At 69.2% G+C, this 21,523-nt stretch carries 22 protein-coding genes; 21 read left to right on the top strand and 1 reads right to left on the bottom strand.

The window, feature by feature from the left end; translation table 11 throughout:
• Window positions 1-2 precede the first annotated feature (2 nt).
• The 20 genes from ACZ6DT_RS31880 to ACZ6DT_RS31785 all read left to right on the top strand — a co-directional run bounded on the left by ACZ6DT_RS31880 (window position 3) and on the right by ACZ6DT_RS31785 (window position 19,075).
• Window positions 3-2,318, top strand: coding sequence for a [protein-PII] uridylyltransferase (locus tag ACZ6DT_RS31880; protein WP_465602261.1), 2,316 nt, complete (start codon window positions 3-5; stop codon window positions 2,316-2,318).
• A gap of 160 nt (window positions 2,319-2,478) precedes the next feature.
• On the top strand, window positions 2,479-2,871 hold the full coding sequence (locus ACZ6DT_RS31875; protein WP_465602259.1) for a hypothetical protein: 393 nt from the start codon (window positions 2,479-2,481) through the stop codon (window positions 2,869-2,871).
• Between the two features lie 50 nt (window positions 2,872-2,921).
• On the top strand, window positions 2,922-3,794 hold the full coding sequence (gene ku / locus ACZ6DT_RS31870; protein WP_465602257.1) for a non-homologous end joining protein Ku: 873 nt from the start codon (window positions 2,922-2,924) through the stop codon (window positions 3,792-3,794).
• A 617-nt stretch (window positions 3,795-4,411) separates the two neighbouring features.
• Window positions 4,412-5,953: a signal recognition particle protein gene (gene ffh, locus ACZ6DT_RS31865; RefSeq protein WP_465602353.1), complete on the top strand. Its 1,542-nt coding sequence runs from the start codon at window positions 4,412-4,414 to the stop codon at window positions 5,951-5,953.
• A gap of 3 nt (window positions 5,954-5,956) precedes the next feature.
• Window positions 5,957-7,030, top strand: coding sequence for an amidohydrolase family protein (locus ACZ6DT_RS31860; RefSeq protein ID WP_465602255.1), 1,074 nt, complete (start codon window positions 5,957-5,959; stop codon window positions 7,028-7,030).
• A 293-nt stretch (window positions 7,031-7,323) separates the two neighbouring features.
• Window positions 7,324-8,073, top strand: coding sequence for a lysostaphin resistance A-like protein (locus tag ACZ6DT_RS31855; protein WP_465602352.1), 750 nt, complete (start codon window positions 7,324-7,326; stop codon window positions 8,071-8,073).
• 57 nt (window positions 8,074-8,130) lie between these two features.
• Window positions 8,131-8,937 carry a lysostaphin resistance A-like protein gene (locus ACZ6DT_RS31850; RefSeq protein ID WP_465602253.1) on the top strand — a complete coding sequence of 269 codons (807 nt, stop codon included), beginning with the start codon at window positions 8,131-8,133 and terminating at the stop codon, window positions 8,935-8,937.
• Window positions 8,938-9,095: 158 nt separating this feature from the next.
• On the top strand, window positions 9,096-9,542 hold the full coding sequence (rpsP, locus tag ACZ6DT_RS31845) for a 30S ribosomal protein S16 (protein ID WP_465602252.1): 447 nt from the start codon (window positions 9,096-9,098) through the stop codon (window positions 9,540-9,542).
• Window positions 9,539-9,778 carry an RNA-binding protein gene (locus ACZ6DT_RS31840; RefSeq protein WP_003103110.1) on the top strand — a complete coding sequence of 80 codons (240 nt, stop codon included), beginning with the start codon at window positions 9,539-9,541 and terminating at the stop codon, window positions 9,776-9,778. Before rpsP ends, ACZ6DT_RS31840 begins: the two co-directional genes overlap by 4 nt.
• Before the next feature lie 40 nt (window positions 9,779-9,818).
• Complete coding sequence (gene rimM / locus ACZ6DT_RS31835) at window positions 9,819-10,331, top strand: ribosome maturation factor RimM (protein ID WP_465602251.1); 513 nt, start codon at window positions 9,819-9,821, stop codon at window positions 10,329-10,331.
• The gene (gene trmD / locus ACZ6DT_RS31830) at window positions 10,331-11,095 is read left to right on the top strand and encodes a tRNA (guanosine(37)-N1)-methyltransferase TrmD (protein WP_465602250.1); all 765 of its coding nucleotides are present in this window, start codon (window positions 10,331-10,333) and stop codon (window positions 11,093-11,095) included. Before rimM ends, trmD begins: the two co-directional genes overlap by 1 nt.
• 160 nt (window positions 11,096-11,255) lie before the next feature.
• A complete protein-coding gene (gene rplS, locus ACZ6DT_RS31825; protein WP_005154717.1) occupies window positions 11,256-11,624 on the top strand; it encodes a 50S ribosomal protein L19 in 369 nt (122 codons plus the stop codon).
• A gap of 31 nt (window positions 11,625-11,655) precedes the next feature.
• Entirely contained in the window at window positions 11,656-12,585 is a 930-nt protein-coding gene (gene lepB, locus ACZ6DT_RS31820; RefSeq protein ID WP_465602248.1) for a signal peptidase I, read from the top strand.
• Window positions 12,586-12,643: 58 nt separating this feature from the next.
• A complete protein-coding gene (locus ACZ6DT_RS31815) occupies window positions 12,644-13,423 on the top strand; it encodes a ribonuclease HII (RefSeq protein WP_465602351.1) in 780 nt (259 codons plus the stop codon).
• The gene (locus ACZ6DT_RS31810; RefSeq protein ID WP_378241162.1) at window positions 13,420-13,743 is read left to right on the top strand and encodes a DUF2469 domain-containing protein; all 324 of its coding nucleotides are present in this window, start codon (window positions 13,420-13,422) and stop codon (window positions 13,741-13,743) included. The genes ACZ6DT_RS31815 and ACZ6DT_RS31810 overlap by 4 nt, the downstream gene beginning before the upstream one ends.
• 240 nt (window positions 13,744-13,983) lie before the next feature.
• Window positions 13,984-14,370 (top strand): YraN family protein, encoded by a 387-nt coding sequence (locus tag ACZ6DT_RS31805; protein WP_465602246.1) that lies wholly within the window; start codon window positions 13,984-13,986, stop codon window positions 14,368-14,370.
• The gene (locus tag ACZ6DT_RS31800; RefSeq protein WP_465602244.1) at window positions 14,371-15,882 is read left to right on the top strand and encodes a YifB family Mg chelatase-like AAA ATPase; all 1,512 of its coding nucleotides are present in this window, start codon (window positions 14,371-14,373) and stop codon (window positions 15,880-15,882) included.
• Complete coding sequence (dprA, locus tag ACZ6DT_RS31795) at window positions 15,879-17,018, top strand: DNA-processing protein DprA (RefSeq protein WP_465602242.1); 1,140 nt, start codon at window positions 15,879-15,881, stop codon at window positions 17,016-17,018. The genes ACZ6DT_RS31800 and dprA overlap by 4 nt, the downstream gene beginning before the upstream one ends.
• A 105-nt stretch (window positions 17,019-17,123) precedes the next feature.
• Window positions 17,124-18,119, top strand: a complete 996-nt coding sequence (locus ACZ6DT_RS31790; protein WP_465602241.1) for a tyrosine recombinase XerC — start codon at window positions 17,124-17,126, stop codon at window positions 18,117-18,119.
• A gap of 20 nt (window positions 18,120-18,139) precedes the next feature.
• Window positions 18,140-19,075, top strand: a complete 936-nt coding sequence (locus ACZ6DT_RS31785; protein WP_465602239.1) for a FliA/WhiG family RNA polymerase sigma factor — start codon at window positions 18,140-18,142, stop codon at window positions 19,073-19,075.
• Between the two features lie 505 nt (window positions 19,076-19,580).
• On the opposite strand, the gene ACZ6DT_RS31780 is transcribed toward ACZ6DT_RS31785, so the two are convergent.
• Window positions 19,581-20,186, bottom strand: coding sequence for a murein hydrolase activator EnvC family protein (locus ACZ6DT_RS31780; RefSeq protein ID WP_465602237.1), 606 nt, complete (start codon window positions 20,184-20,186; stop codon window positions 19,581-19,583).
• Between the two features lie 383 nt (window positions 20,187-20,569).
• On the opposite strand from ACZ6DT_RS31780, the gene rpsB reads away from it, so the two are divergent.
• On the top strand, window positions 20,570-21,490 hold the full coding sequence (rpsB, locus tag ACZ6DT_RS31775) for a 30S ribosomal protein S2 (protein ID WP_465602235.1): 921 nt from the start codon (window positions 20,570-20,572) through the stop codon (window positions 21,488-21,490).
• The last annotated feature ends 33 nt before the right edge of the window (window positions 21,491-21,523 follow it).

The raw sequence follows: 21,523 nt of genomic DNA, 5'->3' as shown, positions 1-21,523 counted from the left end.
GGATGGCCGACGGGGGTGAACTGGTCAAGGCCACCGAGCGGTTGCTCGAGGGCAGGCACGGGAGGCTGGGAGCGTCCGCGTTGCGGGCGGCCCTAGTCGACCTCTACGAATTCTGGTTGGGCAAGGGCGCCGCGGCGGCCGGTGTCGACACCGCTGAACCCGGTGTCGCGCTGGCCGCCGTCGGTGGCCTCGGGCGCAGCGAACTGGTGCCCTTCTCCGACCTCGACCTGTTGTTGCTGCACAACGGGAACGCGCGTGTCGGCGACATCGCCGACGCGATCTGGTATCCGTTGTGGGACGCCAAGATCGGTCTCGACCACTCGGTCCGCACGCCGGGCGAGGCGCTGAAGGTGGCGTCCGAGGATCTGCGGACCGCGATGGGACTGCTCGACATCCGGCATATCGCCGGGGACGCCGAGATCACCGCCAGGCTGGCCGCCGCGGCACGGGACCAATGGCGGCGGACCGCCAGGAAACGGCTCGGCGAACTGTCGGACGCGGTGCGTCAGCGCTGGGCTCGCAGTGGTGAGATCGCGCAGTCCGCCGAGCCGGATCTCAAACACGGCCGAGGCGGGCTTCGCGACTTCGCCATCCTGGAGGCGTTGGCGGCGGCGCAGCTGACAGCGAGGCCCGGCGAGGAACTGCTGGCGGCCAAGAGCCTGTTGCTCGACGTCCGGACGGAGTTGCGCCGCGAACTGCGCCGGGAGCGGGACATCCTGAGCGCGCCGGAGGCCGAGACGGTCGCGGGTGAACTCGGGTTCGGCGATCGGTTCACCCTGGCGCGCAAGCTTTCCGGGGTCGGGCGGACGATCGCGTACGCGGTCGACGTGGCACTTCGGTCCACTGTGGAACCACCCAAGGCGCGGTTCGGGCGGCGGCCGGTGCGGACGCCGCTCGACGAAGGTGTCGTGCTGCACGGGAACGAGGTCGCGCTGGCGCGGGACGCGGTGCCCGCCAAGGATCCGGCGCTGCTGCTGCGGGTCGCCGCGGCGTCGGCCCGGATCCGGAAGCCCATCGCGCACGGGACTTTGCGGGCGCTCGCCGAAACCGCGCCGGAACTGCGTGCGCCGTGGCCCGCCGACGCCCTCAAGGCGCTGGTGGAACTGCTCGGCGCGGGCGAGGGGCTCGTCGACGCCGTGGAGGCGCTGGACCGCACCGGTCTGTGGGCGCGGCTGTTCCCCGAATGGGGTGCGGTGCGGGATCTCCCGCCGAGGTCACCGGTGCATTCGTGGACCGTCGACAGACATCTCGTGCGTGCCGCTGTCGAGGCGTCGAAACTGACGACCACCGTTTCGCGGCCGGATCTGCTGCTGATCGGCGCGCTGCTGCACGACATCGGCAAGGGACGCGACGCGGACCATTCCGAACTCGGCGCGAAGATCAGCGCCCAGGTGGTGGCCCGGCTCGGGTTGTCGGACGCGGATTCCGCGCTGGTGTCGGCGGTGGTGCGGCACCACCTGCTGCTGCCGCATACCGCGACGCGGCGGGACATCAGCGATCCCGCCACGATCCAACGGGTGACGAAGACGCTCGACGAGAACGTCGTCCTGCTGGAACTGCTGCACGCGCTGACGACCGCCGATTCGCTGGCCACCGGGCCGGGCGTGTGGACCGACTGGAAGGCGCGACTGCTCGCCGAACTCGTGTCCGGCTGCGAAGAAGCGTTGCACGGCAAGGGATTCGTACCACCGGAGCCGATGGGCGCCGAACAGCGGGAGCTCGTCGCCGAAGCCGTCGCGTCCGGCCGCGGTGAGGTGCGCATCACCGCCGCCGGCAAGGTCGTGACCGTGGTGCTCGCGGTCCCGGCCCGCGCCGAGCTGCTGGCTCCCGCCGCCGGTGTGCTCGCGCTCAATTCCTTGGAGGTCCACGCGGCGGTGCTGCGCGGGCACGACGGGGGGCGGGCGGGTGTGTTCACGGCGTCGCCGAAGTTCGGCTCGCTGCCCGACGTCACCCTGCTGCGTGAGCAGTTCGCGCGGGCGGTGGCCGGGACGCTCCCGCTCACCCAGCGGCTCGCGGCGAAAGAACGGGATTACGGCGGTGGCGAGACGCCGTCCGCGGGCGCGAAGGTGATCTGGTTCGACGACGAGACCAGCGGGCGGGACACGGTGGTGGTCGAACTGCGGGCCGCGAACCGGATCGGGTTGCTCTACCGGGTCGCGGGCGCACTGCGCCGGTGCGAGGCCGAGGTGCGCTGGGCGAAGGTGGCCACCCTAGGTGGCGCCGTCGTCGACTCGTTCGCCGTCGCGCCGAGGACCGGCAGGGGCGACCAAGCGTGGCGGTCGAAGATCGAGGCCGCGTTGCTGGCCGCCGCTTCTTGACTCGGAAGTCCTCGAAATTACGGTTCTCGTTCCGGAAAGCCCCCTTCGCTACGGATCCGGTCCGCGCTGTTCCGGGATCGGGGTGTCGCGCGAAGGACGGAGGGTGACGGTGGCAGGATGTGCGCGGTCAAAACCCGAAGGATCCGGAGGGGGTGAGCGCGTGCTCGGTCACGAGCCGAATTCGCCCGGGCCACAGCGGATCACGCTGCCGCCGACCGTCGTCGCCTCGCACCTCCGCGCGTGCGCGGACGACCTCGCCGTTTCCCTGACCGCGTCGGGTACCGCGGCGACGGTGCCCGAACTGCTCAAAGTGGTCCGGCACCTGGTCGCGGGCCAGCAGGCGCTCGCCATCGCGCTCGAAGGCATGGCGGGCCGGGTCGAAGGCGGGGGCCAAGGCGCACTGTCCACCGCCCCGATGGTCGACGTCGAGGTCGTCGCGGAAGTACTCCGAGCGGCGGCCACCGCTGTCGACTGTTCGGCCGAGGCGCTCGCCGAATCGCGTCCGTCATTCGAATGTGTGAGCGATTCAGTCGCCCCTGACACCCGTTTGTAGCTGTCCTGCCGCTTTGGCGCGTGGATACGCTGACCAGGCGGAGGTGGGCCATGCGAGCGGTGTGGAAAGGCACGATCGGCTGCGGGACCTATGCCATTCCGGTGAAGGCGTACAGCGCGACCGAAGAGCACGACGTCCCCCTGCACCAGGTGCACGAGCCGGACGGCGGCCGGGTGCGGGTGAAGTGGGTCTGCGAGGTCGACGGCGCCGAGGTGCCCGCGGCCGAAATCGTCAAGGGGCATCCCGTCCCCAACGGTGACGTCGTCCTGCTGACCGCCGCGGACTTCGCGTCGCTGCTCGCGCCGACCACGCAGTCGATGGACGTCGTCGGATTCACCCCGGCCGAGCAGGTGGACTCGATGTACTTCGCGCGCAGTTACTTCCTCGAACCGGAGCCGGCGGGTACCAAGCCGTACGTGCTGTTGAGCGAGGCGCTGCGGCAGTCCGGGCGCATCGCGATCGTGAAGGTGACGCTGCGGCAGCGTGAGAGGCTGGCCGCGCTGCGCGTGCGGGATCAGGTGATCGTGCTCGAGACGATGCTGTGGCCCGACGAGATCCGGCGGCCCGACTTCCCGTTCCTGCACGAGGACGTCGACCTGCGGCGCGGGGAACTGCGGAACGCGGTTTCGCTGATCGAGGACCTCACGCGGGATTTCGAACCCGGCCGGTACACCGATCGCTACCGGGAGGCGCTCGAAGCGCTCATCCAGGCCAAGGTGGACGGGGACGACGTCCTCCAGCCGACCGCCGCCGAGCAGACTGAGGGCGTGACGCGACTGCTGGCGGCCCTGCAGCAGAACGCGGTCGAAGCCGATCGCGCTCCGGTCGAGAAAGCCAAGGAAGCGGCGGCCAAGGCACGCCAGGCGCGGACACGGGCGAAGAAGGCCTCGTCGTCGTCGGCGTCGTCGGCGAAGACCAGTTGAGTAGTTCTACTCAGCGATAGTTGAGGGTCTTCACGCTGCCGTGACCCCGCGGTGACCGGGCATTCTCATGTCATCGCGCGGCGAGAGCGCGGGAGCGAATCGCCTGGTACTGGGGGTCTGGCGAAACCGGGTCCCGCGAAACTCGCCAAGTGCTTACGGTCGGCTCGCGGGGAGGCGAGCCTTCCGTAGGGGCTCCGGTACCGGTCTGCGAGGGGCGACCGGTCCCGGAGCCCTGTTTTCGCGCTGAGGTGAGCTTCCCGCCTTGGAGTCGCCTCACCGGAGAGACCCGGCACTTGTTGCCAAGAGTTGTCCTATGTGGACGCTCAGTGCGCGGCAGGCTCCCGTGGCCAGTCCAGAATCATGCCGCGAAGGGGGCCACGCCCGCCTTCGGTGACACCCTGATGTACGTCGCCCAGAGCCCGTCTCGCGTGCAAACGAAATCGAAGGACTTGACGCCCTTCGACGAGGTCATGCGTGTCCTCGGGCCGCTGCTGCTCGGCCTGGCGCCGCCGTCCGTCCGCAACCACGTCAAACGCCGACCCCGGACACCGACTACCCTGGAAAGCCGTCGGTCCGTACCGGCAAGCCACGACGACCCAGCTGGAGCGTGCACACCCGTGTTCGACACCCTCTCCGATCGGCTCACGTCCGCCCTGCAGACCCTGTCTCGCAAGGGCAGGCTCTCCGACGCCGACATCGACGCCACCGCGCGTGAGATCCGGATCGCGCTGCTCGAGGCGGATGTCGCGCTGTCGGTGGTCAAGGACTTCATCGCCCGGATCAAGGAGCGCGCCAAGGGCGCCGAGGTACACGGCGCGCTGAACCCGGCGCAGCAGGTCATCAAGATCGTCAATGAGGAACTCGTCACCATCCTCGGCGGCGAGACCAGGCGGCTCACGTTCGCGAAGAACCCGCCGACGGTCATCATGCTCGCGGGTCTGCAGGGTGCCGGTAAGACCACGCTCGCGGGCAAGCTCGCGATGTGGCTGAAGAAGCAGGGCCACGCGCCGATGCTGGTCGCCTGTGACCTCCAGCGCCCCAACGCGGTCACGCAGCTGCAGGTCGTCGGCGAGCGGGCGGGCGTCACCACCTTCGCGCCCGAGCCCGGCAACGGCGTCGGTGACCCGGTCGACGTCGCCCGCCGCGCCATCGACGAAGCCAAACGCGCCCAGCACGACATCGTCCTCGTCGACACCGCCGGCCGTCTCGGCGTCGACGAAGAGCTGATGAAGCAGGCCGCGGACATCCGCGACGCCGTTTCGCCGGACGAGACGCTGTTCGTCGTCGACGCCATGATCGGTCAGGACGCGGTCACCACGGCCGAGGCGTTCCGCGACGGCGTCGGCTTCACCGGTGTCGTGCTCACCAAGCTCGACGGTGACGCCCGCGGTGGTGCCGCGCTGTCGGTCCGCCAGGTCACCGGCCAGCCGATCCTGTTCGCCTCGAACGGTGAGAAGCTCGAGGACTTCGACCTCTTCCACCCGGACCGGATGGCCGGCCGGATCCTCGGCATGGGCGACGTGCTCAGCCTCATCGAACAGGCCGAACAGCACTTCGACCAGGAGAAGGCCGAGCAGACCGCGGCCAAGCTCGGCAGCGGTCAGCTCACCCTCGAAGACTTCCTCGAGCAGATGCTCGCGGTCCGCAAGATGGGCCCGATCGGCAACCTGCTCGGCATGCTGCCCGGCGCCGGGCAGATGAAGGACCAGCTCGCGCAGGTCGACGACAAGCAGCTCGACAAGCTGCAGGCGATCATCCGCGGCATGACCCCCGCCGAGCGGGCGGACCCGAAGATCATCAACGCCTCGCGCCGCGTCCGGATCTCGAAGGGGTCCGGCGTCGCCGTCCGCGACGTCAACGACCTGGTCAACCGGTTCTTCGAAGCGCGCAAGATGATGGCGCAGATGGCGGGCCGCTTCGGCTTCGGCGGCGGAGGCGGCGGCGGCAAGAACCGCAAGGGCAAGAAGGGGAAGAAGGGCAAGGGGCGCGGTCCGACGCAGCCCAAGGTCCGCGGTGGCTTCCCCGGCGGCATGCCGATGCTGCCCCCGGGCGGGATGCCCGGCGCCGGTGGCGGGATGCCCGACCTCTCCCAGCTCGGCGGCATGAACGACGTACCCGGGTTCGACCCGAAGAAGTTCAAGCTGCCGAAGGACAAGTAGTCCGTGGAGGCGCTGCACCTGGCAGGCGTCGTCCTGCCGGACGGCGAGCACCGTGAACTGTGGATCACCGGTGGCCGGATCACCAGCGAGCCGGTCGCCGGAGCGGAAACCGTGGTCCGGGAAGGCTTTCTCGTTCCCGGACTGGTCGACGCGCACTGTCATCCCGGCATCGGGGTCGGCGGCGCGACCACCCTCGAAGAGGCCGCCGAGCAGGCGATCGTCGATCGCGACGCCGGGACGCTGCTGATCCGCGACTGCGGGCTGCCGATCGACGTCCGGCCGCTGCAGGAGCGTGCCGACCTGCCGCGGATCATCCGCGCCGGACGGCATCTCGCCCTGCGCAAGCGCTACATCCCGGGCCTCGGCATCGAACTCGAAGACCCCGCCGAACTGCCGAAGGCGGTCGCCGAACAGGCCCGCGACGGCGACGGCTGGGTCAAACTCGTCGGCGACTGGATCGACCGCGGCGTCGGCGATCTGGCGCCGCTGTGGCCCGACGACGTCCTCGCCGAGGCCATCGCCGTCGCGCACGCCGAGGGCGCCAAGGTGACGGCGCACGTGTTCGGCCAGGCCGCGTTGCCGGGTTTGCTCGAGGCGGGGATCGACTGCCTCGAACACGGCACGGAACTCTCACCGGACCAGCTGGACGTCCTCGCCGAACGCGGGATCGCGCTCGTGCCGACGCTGATCAACATCGAGAACTTCCCCGGGATCGCCGACAAGGCTGGCAAATACCCGGCGTACGCCGACCACATGCGGGCGCTGCACGCCGGCGTGGGGGAGATGGTGTCGACGGCGATCGAGGCGGGCGTGCGGGTGTACGCCGGAAGCGACGCGGGCGGCATGGTCGAACACGGCAGGCTCGTCGACGAGATCGAAGCACTCCACAAGGCGGGTATGTCCGCGGAACAGGCGCTGGCTTCGGCTTCGTGGGCGGCCCGCGAGTGGTTGGGCGTGCCCGGAATCGCCGACGGCGCTTCGGCCGATCTGCTCGTCTACCCGTCCGACCCGCGTAAGGATCTCGCGGTGCTGCGGCATCCGAGCCATATCGTCCTGCGTGGCAAGATCTACGCCTAGCTGAAGGGGACTTTCCCCGAATCTCAAGAGGCGAAGGGCGCTTTGCCCCATCGCATGCGGGTAGAGCGTCCTTCAGCTCCCCTGACCCGACTCCATCCGTGACCGGAGCGGCACCGGGCCGTGTCCTGTGGGTCTTGTCCGCGGTCTCCGCGCCCAAGCGGTCCCTGGCGGCACGGGCGATCCGACCGAGTACAACCCGGTACGAGGCCGAATCGCCCGTGCCGCCAGGAACCACCCGGATCACGAAGCCCATCGAACAAGACTCACAGGACACGGCCTAGCGTGGAGGCGTGGTGGACGACGAGCAGGCTCGCGAGCGTCTGGTGCTCGGAGCGCACTGGGGCTTTGTAGCGTTCTTCGCGGGCATCGCCGGATATCACCTCGTCACGCTCGTCATGAGCTTCGTGATGTCAGGCCGCTTCGGCGGCTACGACCCGCTTGAACTCCGTGACGTCGGCCCGCTGCTGATCCTCGCGTTCCTGCCGACCCTCGTACTCGGTCTCGGTCCGGCGGTCGGCTCCCGCCTTTGGGGGCAAGGGCTTCGCGAAGACTTCGGGCTCAAGCCCACCTGGCGCGACGTCCGGATCGGGCTCGCCTGCGGAGCGGCCGCGCTCGCCGCCGGTTACCTCCTCAACCTGCTCCTGCTCGCCGTCTACGGAACCGACAGCGACGACAGGACCTTCTCCGACGTCTCACCCGGCCCGATCACCGAACTGTCCGGCACCACCGAAGGCGACACGGTCTGGCTGGTGCTGGCCGCGGTCATCGTCGTCCTCGCCGCCCCGGTCACCGAAGAACTGCTCTTCCGCGGCACCTTGTGGAACGCGATGGGCTTCCACCGCCTGCCCTCGTGGGTGATCCTGCTGGTCACCGCGCTGGTTTTCGCCCAGCTCCACGGGGAAGCCGCGCGCACGATCGCGCTGTTCGGCCAAGGCATCGCCATCGGCCTCGCCCGTTATCTTTCCGGCCGGGTGAGCGCGGCCGTGATCGCGCACGCGGCCAACAACCTCCCACCGGCTGTATTGCTCTTCGCGGCGAGGTGATCGCCGGTCCAGGCGGCTAGAGTCTTCGAGTAACCGAACGATCACCGGAGGATCGGCGTGACCGTATCTCAGCCAAGGGAGCCGATCCCCGAGGCCGCGCCGCCGGACGAACTCGCTGCCGGAGGTGAGGTGGCCGCGCTCGACACACCACCGCCGCATCGCTGGGGATTCGGGGCGTTCCTCTTGGTGGAAGCCGTCCTCCTGGCGTCGGCGGCGTTCATCAGCGTCCTGCTCGGCGACGTCCAGCCCGGCCAGCCCCTGCCGATGCGCGTGGTCCTGCTGGGCACCATGGTGCCGACGATGATCGCGGCAGGCGTCGCGCTGCTGATCACCCGGCTGCGTGGCAACGGCCCGTTCACCGACCTGCGGATCGGCTGGAGCTGGGCCGACGTCAAAATCGGGCTCAAGCTCGGCGTGCTCGGGCTCGGGTTCACCTCGCTCGCCGCCTACGTCTGGACGCAGGTCGTCGGCAACGAGAACGCGACCTCGGCCATCAGCGCGCTCGTCGAAGACCGGCGGATGTCGGTCTCGGCGGCCATCGTCATGTTCATCTACCTGTGGCTGGTCGGGCCGATCTGCGAGGAGATCATCTACCGCGGCCTGCTGTGGGGCGCGGTGGAACGGCTGACGTGGCGCACCGAACGCTGGGGGAGGATCGCGGCGTTCCTGGTCTCCACGGCCATTTTCGCGGCGAGCCATCTCGAACCGCTGCGCACCACGCTGCTGCTGGTGATCGCGATCCCGATCGGGCTCGCCAGGGTCTTCACCGGACGGCTGCTCGGCAGCGTCGTCGCCCATCAGGTGAACAACTTCCTCCCGGCCGTGACGATCCTGCTCGCCTCGCTCGGGATAGCCGCGTTCTGACGGCCCGCCGGCGTCTGGCAGAATGTACGCTTGCCTGCTTTGGCCGGACCCTCTCACCGTGCCCGAGCTTCGGACCTTCGGGTGTGCGCAGCCGTTCCCCACTCGGCCGGCGTACACCTTCCACCTGCATCAGAGAGAACTGAGGAGTACCCACACCCGTGGCCGTCAAGATCAAGCTGCAGCGTCTCGGCAAGATCCGTGCGCCGTACTACCGCATCATCGTCGCCGACGCGCGCACTCGCCGTGATGGCAAGGCCATCGAGACGATCGGCAAGTACCACCCGAAGGAAGAGCCCAGCTTCATCGAGGTCGACACCGAGCGTGCCCAGCACTGGCTGTCCGTCGGCGCCCAGCCGACCGAGCCGGTCCAGCGCATCCTCGAGATCACCGGCGACTGGCAGAAGTTCAAGGGTCTGCCGGGCGCCGAGGGCACCCTGAAGGTCGCCGAGCCGAAGCCGTCGAAGCAGGACCTGTTCAACGCCGCGCTCGCCGCCGCCGGTGACTCGGCCTCCGCCGAGGCCACCACGCCGAAGAAGAAGTCCGCCCCGAAGAAGGTCGAAGCCGACAAGGCCGAGGCCGCCGAGGGTGACAAGGCCGAGGCGTGAGCTTCCTCGCCGACTCCCTCGAGCACCTGGTGCGCGGGATCGTCGACAACCCGGACGAGGTCCGGGTCGAGCTGCTGACCACTCGCCGTGGCCGCACGCTCGAGGTGCACGTGCACCCCGACGATCTCGGCAAGGTGATCGGCCGGGGCGGTCGTACCGCGACCGCCCTGCGCACCGTCATGGGCGGCATCGGTGGCCGCGGCGTCCGGGTGGACGTCGTCGACACCGATCGCTGACCAAGGACACAGGAACACAGGAACACAGGAACACACCGGGATGGACGTCGTAGTAGGCCGGATCGCCAAGGCGCACGGAATCCGCGGGGAACTCGCGGTGGACGTGCGCACGGACTCGCCGGAACAGCGGTTCGCGGTCGGTTCGGCCGTCACGACGAGGCTGCGTGACGGCAGCAGCGGAAACCTCACCATCGCAGCCGCCCGCGAACACAGCGGGCGGCTGCTGGTGCGTTTCGAAGAGGTGCTGACCAGGGATGTCGCGGAGACCCTCCGCGGCGCGCTGCTGATCGCCGACACCTCGACGCTGCCGCCGACCGAAGACCCCGACGAGTTCTACGATCACGAACTCGAAGGGCTGCGGGCCGAACTCGCCGACGGCACGGTCATCGGCAAGGTGCTCGAAATCGTGCATTCGGCCGCCGGGGAACTGCTGTCGATCGAGCACGACGGACGCGAGGTGCTGGTGCCGTTCGTGAAGGCGATCGTCCCGGTGGTCGACGTGCCGGGCGGCCGTGTGGTCCTCGACCCGCCGGAAGGCCTGCTGGACGCCTGATGCGCCTCGACGTCGTCACGATCTTCCCCGAATACCTCGACCCCCTCCGTGCCGCTCTGCTCGGCCGTGCGATCGACCGCGGTCTCATCGAGGTCGGCGTGCACGACCTGCGGAACTGGACGCACGACGTCCACCGCGCGGTCGACGACGCGCCGTACGGCGGCGGGCCCGGAATGGTGATGAAACCGCAGATCTGGGGCCCCGCCCTGGACGACGTCTGCGGCGAGAACACCCGCCTCGTGGTCCCCACCCCCGCCGGACGGCCGTTCACCCAGGCCATGGCCCGCCAGTACGCCGCCGAGGAGCACCTCGTGTTCGCGTGCGGGCGCTACGAGGGTATCGACCAGCGGGTGATCGACGACGCCGCGCGGCGGATGCCCGTCGACGAGGTCTCGATCGGCGACTACGTGCTGGTCGGCGGCGAGGCCGCGGTGCTGGTGATGGTCGAGGCCGTCGTCCGGCTGCTGCCCGGCGTCCTCGGCAACGCCCGCTCCGCCGAGGAGGACTCGTTCTCCGACGGCCTGCTCGAAGGCCCCAGCTACACCCGGCCGGAGGTCTGGCGGGAACTGGCCGTGCCGGACGTCCTGCGTTCGGGAAACCACGCGCTGATCGACCGCTGGCGCCGTGACCAGGCACTGGAACGCACCGTCCGGCGCAGGCCCGAACTGATCGGGCAACTGCCGGAAGGTAGTCTCGACAAGCACGATCTCGGGGTCCTCGAGCGGTTGCACGAGGGCACCGGCCAGGCCGGGTCAAACGCCTGAGACCTGGTCTGCAATACTTGACAGGTTGGCGTGAGTGGACGCGCGGCTTCACAGCCGCCGCCGTACACCGGAACGCCATCAGCCCCCGGGTAGGTCGCAGTGCCTGACACTGCGCGCCCAAGCTGCACGTAAGCCATACGAAGACGAGGACGGACCACCGATGAACACCCTGGACGCGCTGGACGCGCAGTCACTGCGTTCCGACATCCCGGACTTCCGACCGGGCGACACGCTCAAGGTTCACGTCCGCGTCATCGAGGGCAACCGCGAGCGTAACCAGATCTTCCAGGGCGTCGTGCTGCGTCGCCAGGGCGGCGGCATCCGCGAGACCTTCACGGTCCGCAAGGTGTCGTTCGGCATCGGCGTGGAGCGCACCTTCCCGGTGCACTCGCCGAACATCGCCGAGGTCGAGGTCTTCAAGCGCGGCGACGTCCGCCGGGCGAAGCTGTACTACCTCCGCGAGCTGCGCGGCAAGGCCGCCAAGATCAAGGAACGCCGCGAAAATCGCGAGACGACCTCCGCCAAGTAGGTAGCCACACGGTTACAGGTAACCTGGCGTCGTGGTCGAACCCGTGTCCCAGAACACGTCCGAAGATGAGCCCGATCGCCCCGAAGAGGAGCGCCCGACCAGGGCCTCCCGACGGGGCCGGTCCGGGTCCAAGAAATTCGGCAAGGTCAACAAGAAGCGGTCGTTCTGGAAGGAACTGCCGATCCTGATCGTCGTCGCGCTCGTGCTGACGATCTTGATCCAGCAGTTCCTCGCCAAGGTCTACATGATCCCCTCGGGATCCATGGAGTCCACTTTGCACGGCTGCGCGGGATGCACGGGCGACCGGATCCTGGTCGACCGGATCACGTACGACTTCACCGATCCCGGCCCCGGCGACGTGGTGGTTTTCAAGGGCCCGCCCGCGTGGGTCGGCGAGATCGAGACGCCGGAGTCCAGCAACATCTTCGTCAGCGGTTTCCGCGCGCTGGGATCCCTGATCGGGTTCGCGCCGCCGGACGAGCGTGACTTCGTCAAGCGGATCATCGCGGTCGGCGGTCAGACGGTCCAGTGTTGCGACGACAACCGCGTGGTCGTGGACGGCAAGGCGCTCGACGAGCCGTACATCCACTGGGAAGAGGGCTTGCCGCCCACCCAGAAGACGTTCGACCCGGTCAAGGTGCCCGCCGGATACGTCTGGATGATGGGCGACAACCGCAACAACTCGAGCGACTCCCGGTTCCAGGGCAACGGCGGCGTGAACGGCGCCGTTCCCGTGGACAACATCATCGGCAAGGCGCGCGTCATCGTGCTCCCGCCCGGCCGCTGGGGTGGCGTTTCGGACCACAACCCGCAGGCGAACGCACAGCCACTGGCGCTGGGAGCGCCGGCCTGGCAGCAGGGGCTTCCCCTCGGGGTCGGCATCGCCGCGGCGTGGCCGGTGGTCTTCCTCGGCAGGCGGATGTCATCCGGGGTGCGCAAGGCGGTCGACCGGAGGCGGTAAGGCCTTGAGAGTTCCTGTACCGCTCACACCGGCCGAGCCGCTTCGGCCGCCGCGGGCAGTGGTGCGTGGCGACCTCTTCTGGGGGTTGCAGGGTGCGCTGGACCGGCGGGGCCTCGGGCCCGTCGCCGGTGTCGACGAAGCAGGGCGCGGTGCTTGCGCCGGCCCGCTCGTCGTGGCCGCCTGTGTCCTGCGCCCCGGCGACGCCGCGCGGCTACCCGAGCTCACCGACTCGAAGGTGCTCACGGCCAAGGCCCGCGACCGGGTCTACGACCGGGTCGTCCAGCGTGCCGTCGACTACTCGGTCATCGTCGTCCCGGCGGCCGAGGTCGACCTGTTCGGCATCCACGTCATGAACCTCGAAGGCATGCGACGTGCGGTTTCGGCGTTGCGGACCACGCCGGGCTACGTCCTGACCGACGGATTCCGCGTATCCGGCCTGCCCGCCCCGAGCATCCCCGTGATCAAGGGGGACAAGGCCATCGCGTGTGTGGCGGCGGCGTCCGTGCTGGCCAAGGTCACCCGGGACCGGATCATGGGCGACCTGCACGACGTCCACCCGCATTACGGCTTCGACGTGCACAAGGGGTACAGCACCACCGACCACGGCGCCGCCCTGAGCACTCACGGTCCGAGCCCGGTCCATCGCTGGTCGTACGCCAATGTGGCCACCGCGGCGGCCGCGCACCGGGTGCGGCCGCCTCACCCGGTCGTGCTCACCGTGGCGGCTCTGGAAAACCCGAGCGTGCCGATACGTGCCCTCGGCCCGTACGTGGGTAACAATGAACGCTCCGCCGCTGGAACAGCAGCAAAATCGCGAGGAGGGGCGCGGATTTCATGAGCGCAGAGGATCTCGAGAAGTACGAGACCGAGATGGAGCTCTCGCTTTACCGCGAGTATCGCGACATAGTCGGCCAATTCTCGTACGTGGTGGAGACCGAGCGGCGGTTCTATCTGGCCAACGCCGTCGACGTGCAGGTGCGCGACGGCGGCGGTGAGGTGTACTTCGAGGTCCGCATGTCCGACGCGTGGGTCTGGGACATGTACCGGCCCGCACGGTTCGTCAAGCACGTCCGGGTCATCACGTTCAAGGACGTCAACGTCGAGGAGCTCGACAAGCCGGATCTCCGGTTGCCGGAAGAAGGGCCGTTCTCCGGCTGACCTTCGAACTACCTGAAGGCCCTCTTCATCGTGTCCAGGCACGTGAAGGGGGCCTTCAGGTATTCGCGGGGCGACTTAGCACAGACCACCGACGATTCCGTCCGGTGAGCTCCCGCGACGCCCGAACCATCCACAACACCCCAGTTGTCCACAGGCGCCGGAATCGAGCCTGTTCGGCATCCGCTCACCCTGGCAGCGTTGATCGCACACGCACTGTGACGATCGCCGAGGGAGATCGAGATGATGAACACGGCCGAACAGCCGTCCGCCGGGGCACCGCACATCGAGCTGGGCCGCTGGGGCGAGGAACTCGCGGTCCGGCATCTGGAGAAGGCGGGCTACGTCGTACTGAGCCGTAATTGGCGTTGCCGTGACGGCGAACTGGATCTCGTCGCGACGGACAAGAAACGGCTGATCTTCTGCGAGGTGAAGACGAGGACGGGGGTCGGCTTCGGTACCCCCGCCGAGGCGGTGACCCCGGAGAAGGCCGACCGCATCCGCCGTCTCGCGCACCAATGGCAGCGCGCGTTCATGCTCCGCTGGTGCCCGGTCCGCTACGACATCATCGCGATCGTCGCCCGGCCCGACGCCCGGCCTCAGGTGCGCCATATCAAGGCGGCGTTCTGAATGGCGCTGGCGAAAGCCTGGTCCGTCGCGCTGCTCGGCGTCGAGGGCAGGATGATCGAGATCGAGGCCGACATCGGCGGCGGCGCGCCGAAGGTGACGATGGTCGGGTTGCCCGACACCGGACTGAAAGAGGCCAAGGACCGGGTCCGCTCGGCCGTCCGCAATTCAGGGCGGACGTGGCCGGACGAGCGGGTGATCCTCGGCCTTTCCCCGGCGAATCTGCCGAAGGTGGGATCCGGTTACGACCTGGGCATCGCGGCCGCGGTATTGGCCGCGACGGGATCTGTTCCGGCCACCAAGCTGCTCAACACCGTGCTGCTCGGCGAGCTCGCCCTCGACGGCCGGGTGCGGGCCGTCCGCGGCGTGCTGCCGGGGCTGCTGGCGGCGCGCAATGCCGGATACCGGCGGGCGGTCGTCCCCGCCGAGTCGCTGTTCGAAGCGGCACTCGTGGACGGGCTGGAGGTCGGCGGGGTAACCCGGCTAAGTGAATTCGCGGACTGGCTCAAAGACGAAGGGGAACTCACCCGGCCCGAGCCTTCCGTCGTCCAGGAGCCGCCGCGGGTGCCCGACCTCGCCGACGTCGTGGGACAGCCGGAAGCGCGGTGGGCCTTGGAGGTGGCCGCGGCGGGTGGTCATCACCTGCTCATGACCGGCCCGCCCGGGGTGGGCAAGACGATGCTCGCGAAACGACTTCCCGGACTTCTCCCCCGTCTGACCGCCGAGGAGTCGTTGCAGGTGACAGCGGTTCATTCGATCGACGGCTCGCTTTCGCGGTCCGAACCGCTGGTCACCGTGCCGCCGTTCGTCGCGCCGCATCATTCGATCAGCGTGCCCGCCCTGATCGGCGGTGGCAGTGGCCTGGCCGTGCCCGGCGCCATCAGCCGGGCACACCGGGGAATCCTGTTCCTCGACGAGGTGTGCGAATTCGGCCCGGAACGGCTGGAGTCGCTGCGCACAGTGCTCGAAGAGGGCGAAGTGCGAATCGCGAGGGTCAAAGGCTCTGTGCGGTACCCGGCACGCTTCCAACTGGTGCTGGCGACCAATCCGTGTCCTTGCGCCCCGACGAAAGACGCCGACTGCACGTGTTCGGCGACCGTGCGAAGGCGGTACATGGGCAGGCTGTCCGGGCCCTTACTCGATCGGGTGGATCTGCGGGTTCGGTTGCGTCCGCTTTCCGTGCTCAGCGCACATCTGAGCGAGCCGCCCGAATCGTCGGCGGTCGTCCGGGAACGGGTGCTGGAGGCACGCGAGCGGGCCGGAAAACGGTGGTCGGAGCAGGGCTGGCTCACGAACGCGGAGGTGCCGGGTCCGGCACTGCGTCGCGAGTTCGCGCTGCCTCCGCAGGTCACGGCGTTGCTGGACCGCGCGTTGGAACGCGGCGCGATCACCGCGCGCGGCGCGGACCGCTGCCTTCGCATCGCTTGGACGCTCGCCGATTTGAAGGGCGCCGACAAACCGGAAGCGGACGAGGTCGCGGCGGCCCTGAACTTCCGGGAAAGGTCATCCGGATGAGTGAATTCGAAGCCGAGCGGATCGCGCGGTCGTACCTTCTGCGCGTTGCGGAGCCTCCGGCGCCCGCTTTGGCAGGCTTCGTCGGTGAACACGGTCCTGTCGTCGCCGCGGAACGAGTGAGACGTGCCGAATGCCCGCCGAAGGTGCGCGACGAGACGGCCGCGAGGCGAGCACACGACTACGCGGAGCGGGATCTGGAGCGCGCGGCCGCCGATGAGACCCGGCTCGTCATCCCGGAAGACGACGAATGGCCGGCCTGGCCGTTGCTTTCCCTGACTCTGGCCCAGAGCAGGGGCGTCTCCGGGGCGGCACCTCCGCTGGCGCTGTGGGTACGCGGTCCGGCCAGGCTCGACGAGTCCGTGGACCAGGCGATCGCGATCGTCGGTGCCCGCGCGGCGACCGGGTACGGCGAGCACAACGCGGCCGAGGTGGGCTATCACCTCGCGAGCCGGGGCATCCCGGTGTTCTCGGGGGCGGCGTACGGCATCGACGGCGCGGCCCATCGGGGCGCGTTGAGTGCCGACGGGACGACGGTCGCGCTGCTCGGCTGTGGAGTCGACGTCGGCTATCCGGCACAGCACGCGACCTTGCTGCGCACCATCGCGAAGACCGGCGCGGTGGTCAGCGAGTATCCGCCGGGCACCTCGCCCGCGAGGCATCGCTTCCTCGTGCGGAACAGGCTCATCGCGGCGCTCACGGAAGGGACCGTCGTGGTCGAGGCGGGCAGGCGCAGTGGCGCGCGGAACACCGCGACCACGGCAGGGGCCCTCGGCAAGGTCGTGATGGCGATGCCGGGACCGGTGTCGTCGGGGATGTCGGCCGGCTGCCACGCGCTGATCCGCGAAGGCGAAGCAACGCTGGTGACCTCGGTCGACGAGATCCTCGAGACCGCCGGACGGCTGGGTTCGGCGGGCGCGGATCCGTCGAAACCGCACCGCCGCACCGATCGGCTCGGCCCGGAGGCACTGCGAGTACACGACGCGCTGTCCGACCGGTCAGCGAGACCCGAGGAACGGATCGCGGCCGAGTCCGGGATCCCGCTCGAGCGGGTCCGCTCGCTGCTTCCCGAACTGGAACTCGACGGCTTCGCGGAAAGGAGTGACGCAGGGTGGCGAGGACGGGCCGCCAAGACCTGACTGGCCTACACCTGAGGCGCCATCCCGGCACGATCCGACCACGGACACCGCAACAGGGTGCGGCGATACTTGACCATCCGCCATACATCGCGCAGCGTGATCGGCATGCCGTCGACCGAAGGTCCCCACGGCACGGGGAAACACGCCCGCAGACCCGATCTGCGCGCCGCCCGTGCCGCGCTGCCGGAGCCTGTCCGGAAGCTGATCGACGACTACGAGCGACACCTTTCGCTGGAACGCGGGCTGTCCGCGCATACGGTGCGTGCCTACCTCGGCGACGTGGTCTCGCTGATGGGTTTCGTGGACGGGAACGGCGGCCGGTTCTCCGATCTCGACATCGGGACACTGCGTGGCTGGCTCGCCCGGCAACGCGAGGAAGGGGCCAGCCGGACGACACTCGCGAGGCGAGCGGCGGCGGCCCGCACCTTCACCGCGTGGGCCCATCGAGGTGGGGCGCTCGCGTCGGATCCGGGCGGACGGTTGGTGGCGCCACGCGCGCACCGCAAGCTTCCCGGAGTCCTCCGAGCGGAGCAGGCCAGCGACGTCATGCGCTTCTCAGCCGCCGGTGCCGAACAGCGCGACCCGGTGGCCTTGAGGGACAGTGCCATCGTGGAACTGCTCTACGCGACCGGTGTGCGGGTCTCGGAACTGTGCGGGCTGGATGTGGGAGACGTCGACTTCTCCCGCCGGGTCGTGCTCGTGCTGGGCAAAGGCGGCAAGGAGCGAGTCGTGCCGTTCGGTGTCCCCGCCGAAGCGGCCTTGCGGCTGTGGCTGGACGAGGGCAGGGGAAAGCTCGCCGTCGAAACGACGGGGCCGGCGCAAGCGGCGCTCTTCCTGGGAGCACGAGGCGGCAGGCTCGATCCGCGGGCGGCCCGCCGGGTCGTCCACGACGCCGTCGGCTCGGTGCCGGGCGCGAACGACATGGGGCCGCACGGCCTCAGGCATTCGGCGGCCACTCATCTGCTCGAAGGCGGCGCCGATCTTCGGAGCGTTCAGGAACTGCTTGGTCACGCTACGCTGGCTACAACGCAGCTCTACACTCATGTGACCGTCGATCGGCTGAAGGCGATCCACGACCGCGCGCACCCCCGGGCCCGATGATGCCGGGGAGGACTCGGCAGGTGACCCGGCGGCCCGAACCGGCGGCGCACGCGCATCCGCACGAGCACGGAGACCACCCTGAGTCGCATGCTGAGAACGGCGGCCCCATGACCGCCGACCCACATGTCACCGAAGCCGCCGGGAAACACCGTCCCGGCGGTGACGGTCCTGCCGTCGCGCCCGAAACGCGGACCAGTTACGAAGTGGACGCAGGAATCCAAGCCTTGTGGCGGGAGTTCACCGAGTCGCCGGACCAGATGGTGCGCGACAGGCTCGTGCTGCACTACGCCCCGCTCGTCAAGTACGTCGCGGGGCGAGTCGGTACCGGGTTGCCGACCCATGTCGACGTCGGTGACCTGATCCAGTCCGGGATCTTCGGCCTGGTCGACGCGATCGAGAAGTTCGAACCCGCCAGAGGCCTGCGGTTCGAGACCTACGCCATGCAACGCATCCGTGGCGCGATCCTCGACGATCTCCGCTCCCAGGACTGGGTTCCCCGGGCGGTGCGCAGCAAGGCCCGTGAGGCCGAGCGTGCCTTGGAACGCCTCGGCGCCCGGCTGAACCGCACCCCGACCGACGCCGAATTGGCGGCCGAGCTCGAAATCAGCGTCGACGACCTGCGCGAGTTCTACGGCCAGCTGCAACTGACCAGCATCATCGCGCTGGAAGACCTGGTCGCCGCGGGCAAGGACAGCGGCTCGCTGGTCGACACCCTGCCCGACGATGGCGCCGTCGACCCGGTGGCCGTCCTGGTCGACCAGGACAACCGCCGCCAGCTGGCGCAGGCCATCGCCCAGCTCACCGAACGCGACCGGATCGTGGTCGGCCTCTACTACTTCGAGAGCCTGACGCTCGCCGAGATCGGCAAGGTCCTCGGCGTCACCGAATCGCGGGTCAGCCAGCTGCACACCCGCGCCGTCATGCGCCTGCGCGCCAAACTCGTCGAGCAAGCCTAACCACCGTCCTGTCCCGCGATGATCAGGCGAGTTGCCGCCTGCGCAGGGTCCGCAGGGTCCGCTTTGGGCGAGCTGCGAGGCCCGAAGCTCGCGTCTTGCCGCGCTACCGGAGGCTCCCTTTCTTGCGTGAGTGCGTCGCACTCTCCCGCCGGGAGGGACGGCACGTGTGTCCAGCCGGACGGCACGTGTGCTCGGGCGGACGACACGCGTGAATCCGGGTCACGTGTGTCCAGCCAGAACATCCGGTGTGGAGTCCGGCCCCGGCGTGTTCGCTCTCCGATCACGCGTGTTCGGTCCCCAATCACGCGTGTCCCGTGTCTGGACACGTGAATCACGCCATCCGCCGAGACGGGGAGCAAGGGGCAAGGGGCCAGCAGGACCATGCCAGGGAACAAAACGAGGGGCCACGCGACCTACCCTGCGACCTCGCGGGCAACCCTCGGCGACACCACGCGACCCCGCCCCGAAAGACTCCGCGACCAACGGCATCGCTTTCCCGGAACGCTCAATCTCCTTCCCACGGTTTAAGGCGGATCACGGACGGTTCACCGATCAAGGCGAGCGGATCGACGTACTCCTCGCCCTTCCGGATGCCGAAATGCAGGCATGCCTGCTCCGGGCAGCCCGGATGGCCCGCCGCGAGTGTTCCCAGCACCTGACCCCGGTAGATCTGATCACCCGCGGTGACGGTCGGGGCGAGTGGCTGGTAGGTGGTGCGCAAGCCTCCTTCGTGATCGATCGAAACCACCCCGCGGCCCGCCACCTGACCGGCGAACATCACCACTCCTTCGGCGGCCGCGAGCACGTTCGTGCCCGGCGCCGCGGCGAGGTCGACGCCCCGGTGACCTGGGCCGTACGGCGTCGAGGGTGGCTCGAAGTACCTGGTGACGCTCGGTGCCGACGGGAGCGGCCAAGAGAGGCGCCCTCGCGGTGTGGGCGCGCCTCTGGCCGTTCCCGGCATCGCCGCCGAAGCGAAGATCGCGAGCACGGTCGCGAGGATCGCGAGACGGGGAAGGCGTCGAGGGTGCACCGGGCGGCGGTGCCTGCCGCCGGTGCGGTCGATCGCGAAGGAATGCCTGGTGACAGGGCGGGAACAGCTCGTCATCGTCATGTGTTCCAGGCTGGGGGAGTGACGGAGCGGAGGGGGCCGGGCGGTGAAATCCGTGGATAACCGAGGCGGTTGTGGACAACCCCTCTCATCAGGGGCTGCCGGTGCGGTACCCGGTGACGACAGGGAGTAGACTCTTTTGCGCGGTCCGCGTCAGCGGGCTGACTTCGCGTGCACGTGCGCGCCCCCGATGGCCGATCTCCTCACGGAGGGTCAGGACAGCCGGGGGCACACGGCCCGGCGGTCCCTGGATTCACTTCACTCCCGGGTCCGGGCCCGAGCATCGGCACCAGGGCGATCGGCCACCCGGGCCGAGAGCGACGAACCGAGCAAGCGCGTCCCGGCGGAGCCGGGCGCGCACGACACAGAAGAGGTCGATTCCGGCAATGGCCGTCGTCACCATGAAGCAGCTGCTCGACAGCGGCGTGCACTTCGGGCACCAGACCCGTCGGTGGAACCCGAAGATGAAGCGCTACATCTTCACCGAGCGCAACGGCATCTACATCATCGACCTGCAGCAGACGCTGACGTACATCGACCGTGCGTACGAGTTCATCAAGGAAACCGTCGCGCACGGCGGCACCATCATGTTCGTCGGCACGAAGAAGCAGGCTCAGGAAGCCATCGCCTCCGAGGCCGCGCGCGTGGGCATGCCCTACGTGAACCAGCGCTGGCTCGGCGGCATGCTGACCAACTTCCAGACGGTGCACAAGCGTCTTCTCCGTCTGAAGGAGCTCGAGTCGCAGGAGCAGACCGGTGGTTTCGCCGGCCTGACCAAGCGCGAGATCCTCACGCTCACCCGTGAGAAGGACAAGCTCGAGAAGACCCTCGGCGGTATCCGCGACATGGCCAAGGTGCCGAGCATCGTGTGGATCGTCGACACGAAGAAGGAGCACATCGCCGTCGGCGAGGCTCGCAAGCTGAACATCCCGGTCGTCGCGATCCTGGACACCAACTGCGACCCGGACGAGGTCGACTACCCGATTCCGGGTAACGACGACGCGATCCGTTCGGCCGCGCTGCTGACCAAGGTCGTGGCCGAGGCCGCCGCCGCCGGTCTGATGGCCCGCTCCAGCCGCAACGGTTCCTCCGCCGACGCCAAGCCCGAAGCCGGCGTCGCCACGGACGAGCCGCTGGCCGAGTGGGAGAAGGAGCTGCTCGCCGGCTCCGAGACCGCCGCCGCGGACGCCAAGGAAGCGGCCGCCGCGACCGGTGCTCCCATCGAGGCCCCGGCCGAGGCTCCCACCGAGGCCCCCGCCGAGGCTCCTGCTGAAGCTCCGGCCGAGCAGGCCACCGCCTCCTCCTGATCCACCCAGCCCGTGGGGCCGCCTCCGGGCGGC

The sequence above is a fragment of the Amycolatopsis sp. NPDC041971 genome (assembly GCF_055588925.1).
This window is presented reverse-complemented; position numbering and strand designations above follow the sequence as displayed.

Coding starts and splice junctions, on each gene's coding strand:
- ACZ6DT_RS31880 (WP_465602261.1), top strand. CDS start 3: ATGGCCGACGGGGGTGAACTGGTCAAGGCCACCGAGCGGTTGCTCGAG.
- ku (WP_465602257.1), top strand. CDS start 2,922: ATGCGAGCGGTGTGGAAAGGCACGATCGGCTGCGGGACCTATGCCATT.
- rimM (WP_465602251.1), top strand. CDS start 9,819: ATGGACGTCGTAGTAGGCCGGATCGCCAAGGCGCACGGAATCCGCGGG.
- trmD (WP_465602250.1), top strand. CDS start 10,331: ATGCGCCTCGACGTCGTCACGATCTTCCCCGAATACCTCGACCCCCTC.
- rplS (WP_005154717.1), top strand. CDS start 11,256: ATGAACACCCTGGACGCGCTGGACGCGCAGTCACTGCGTTCCGACATC.
- ACZ6DT_RS31810 (WP_378241162.1), top strand. CDS start 13,420: ATGAGCGCAGAGGATCTCGAGAAGTACGAGACCGAGATGGAGCTCTCG.
- ACZ6DT_RS31805 (WP_465602246.1), top strand. CDS start 13,984: ATGATGAACACGGCCGAACAGCCGTCCGCCGGGGCACCGCACATCGAG.
- ACZ6DT_RS31800 (WP_465602244.1), top strand. CDS start 14,371: ATGGCGCTGGCGAAAGCCTGGTCCGTCGCGCTGCTCGGCGTCGAGGGC.
- dprA (WP_465602242.1), top strand. CDS start 15,879: ATGAGTGAATTCGAAGCCGAGCGGATCGCGCGGTCGTACCTTCTGCGC.
- ACZ6DT_RS31790 (WP_465602241.1), top strand. CDS start 17,124: ATGCCGTCGACCGAAGGTCCCCACGGCACGGGGAAACACGCCCGCAGA.
- ACZ6DT_RS31780 (WP_465602237.1), bottom strand. CDS start 20,186: ATGACGATGACGAGCTGTTCCCGCCCTGTCACCAGGCATTCCTTCGCG.
- rpsB (WP_465602235.1), top strand. CDS start 20,570: ATGGCCGTCGTCACCATGAAGCAGCTGCTCGACAGCGGCGTGCACTTC.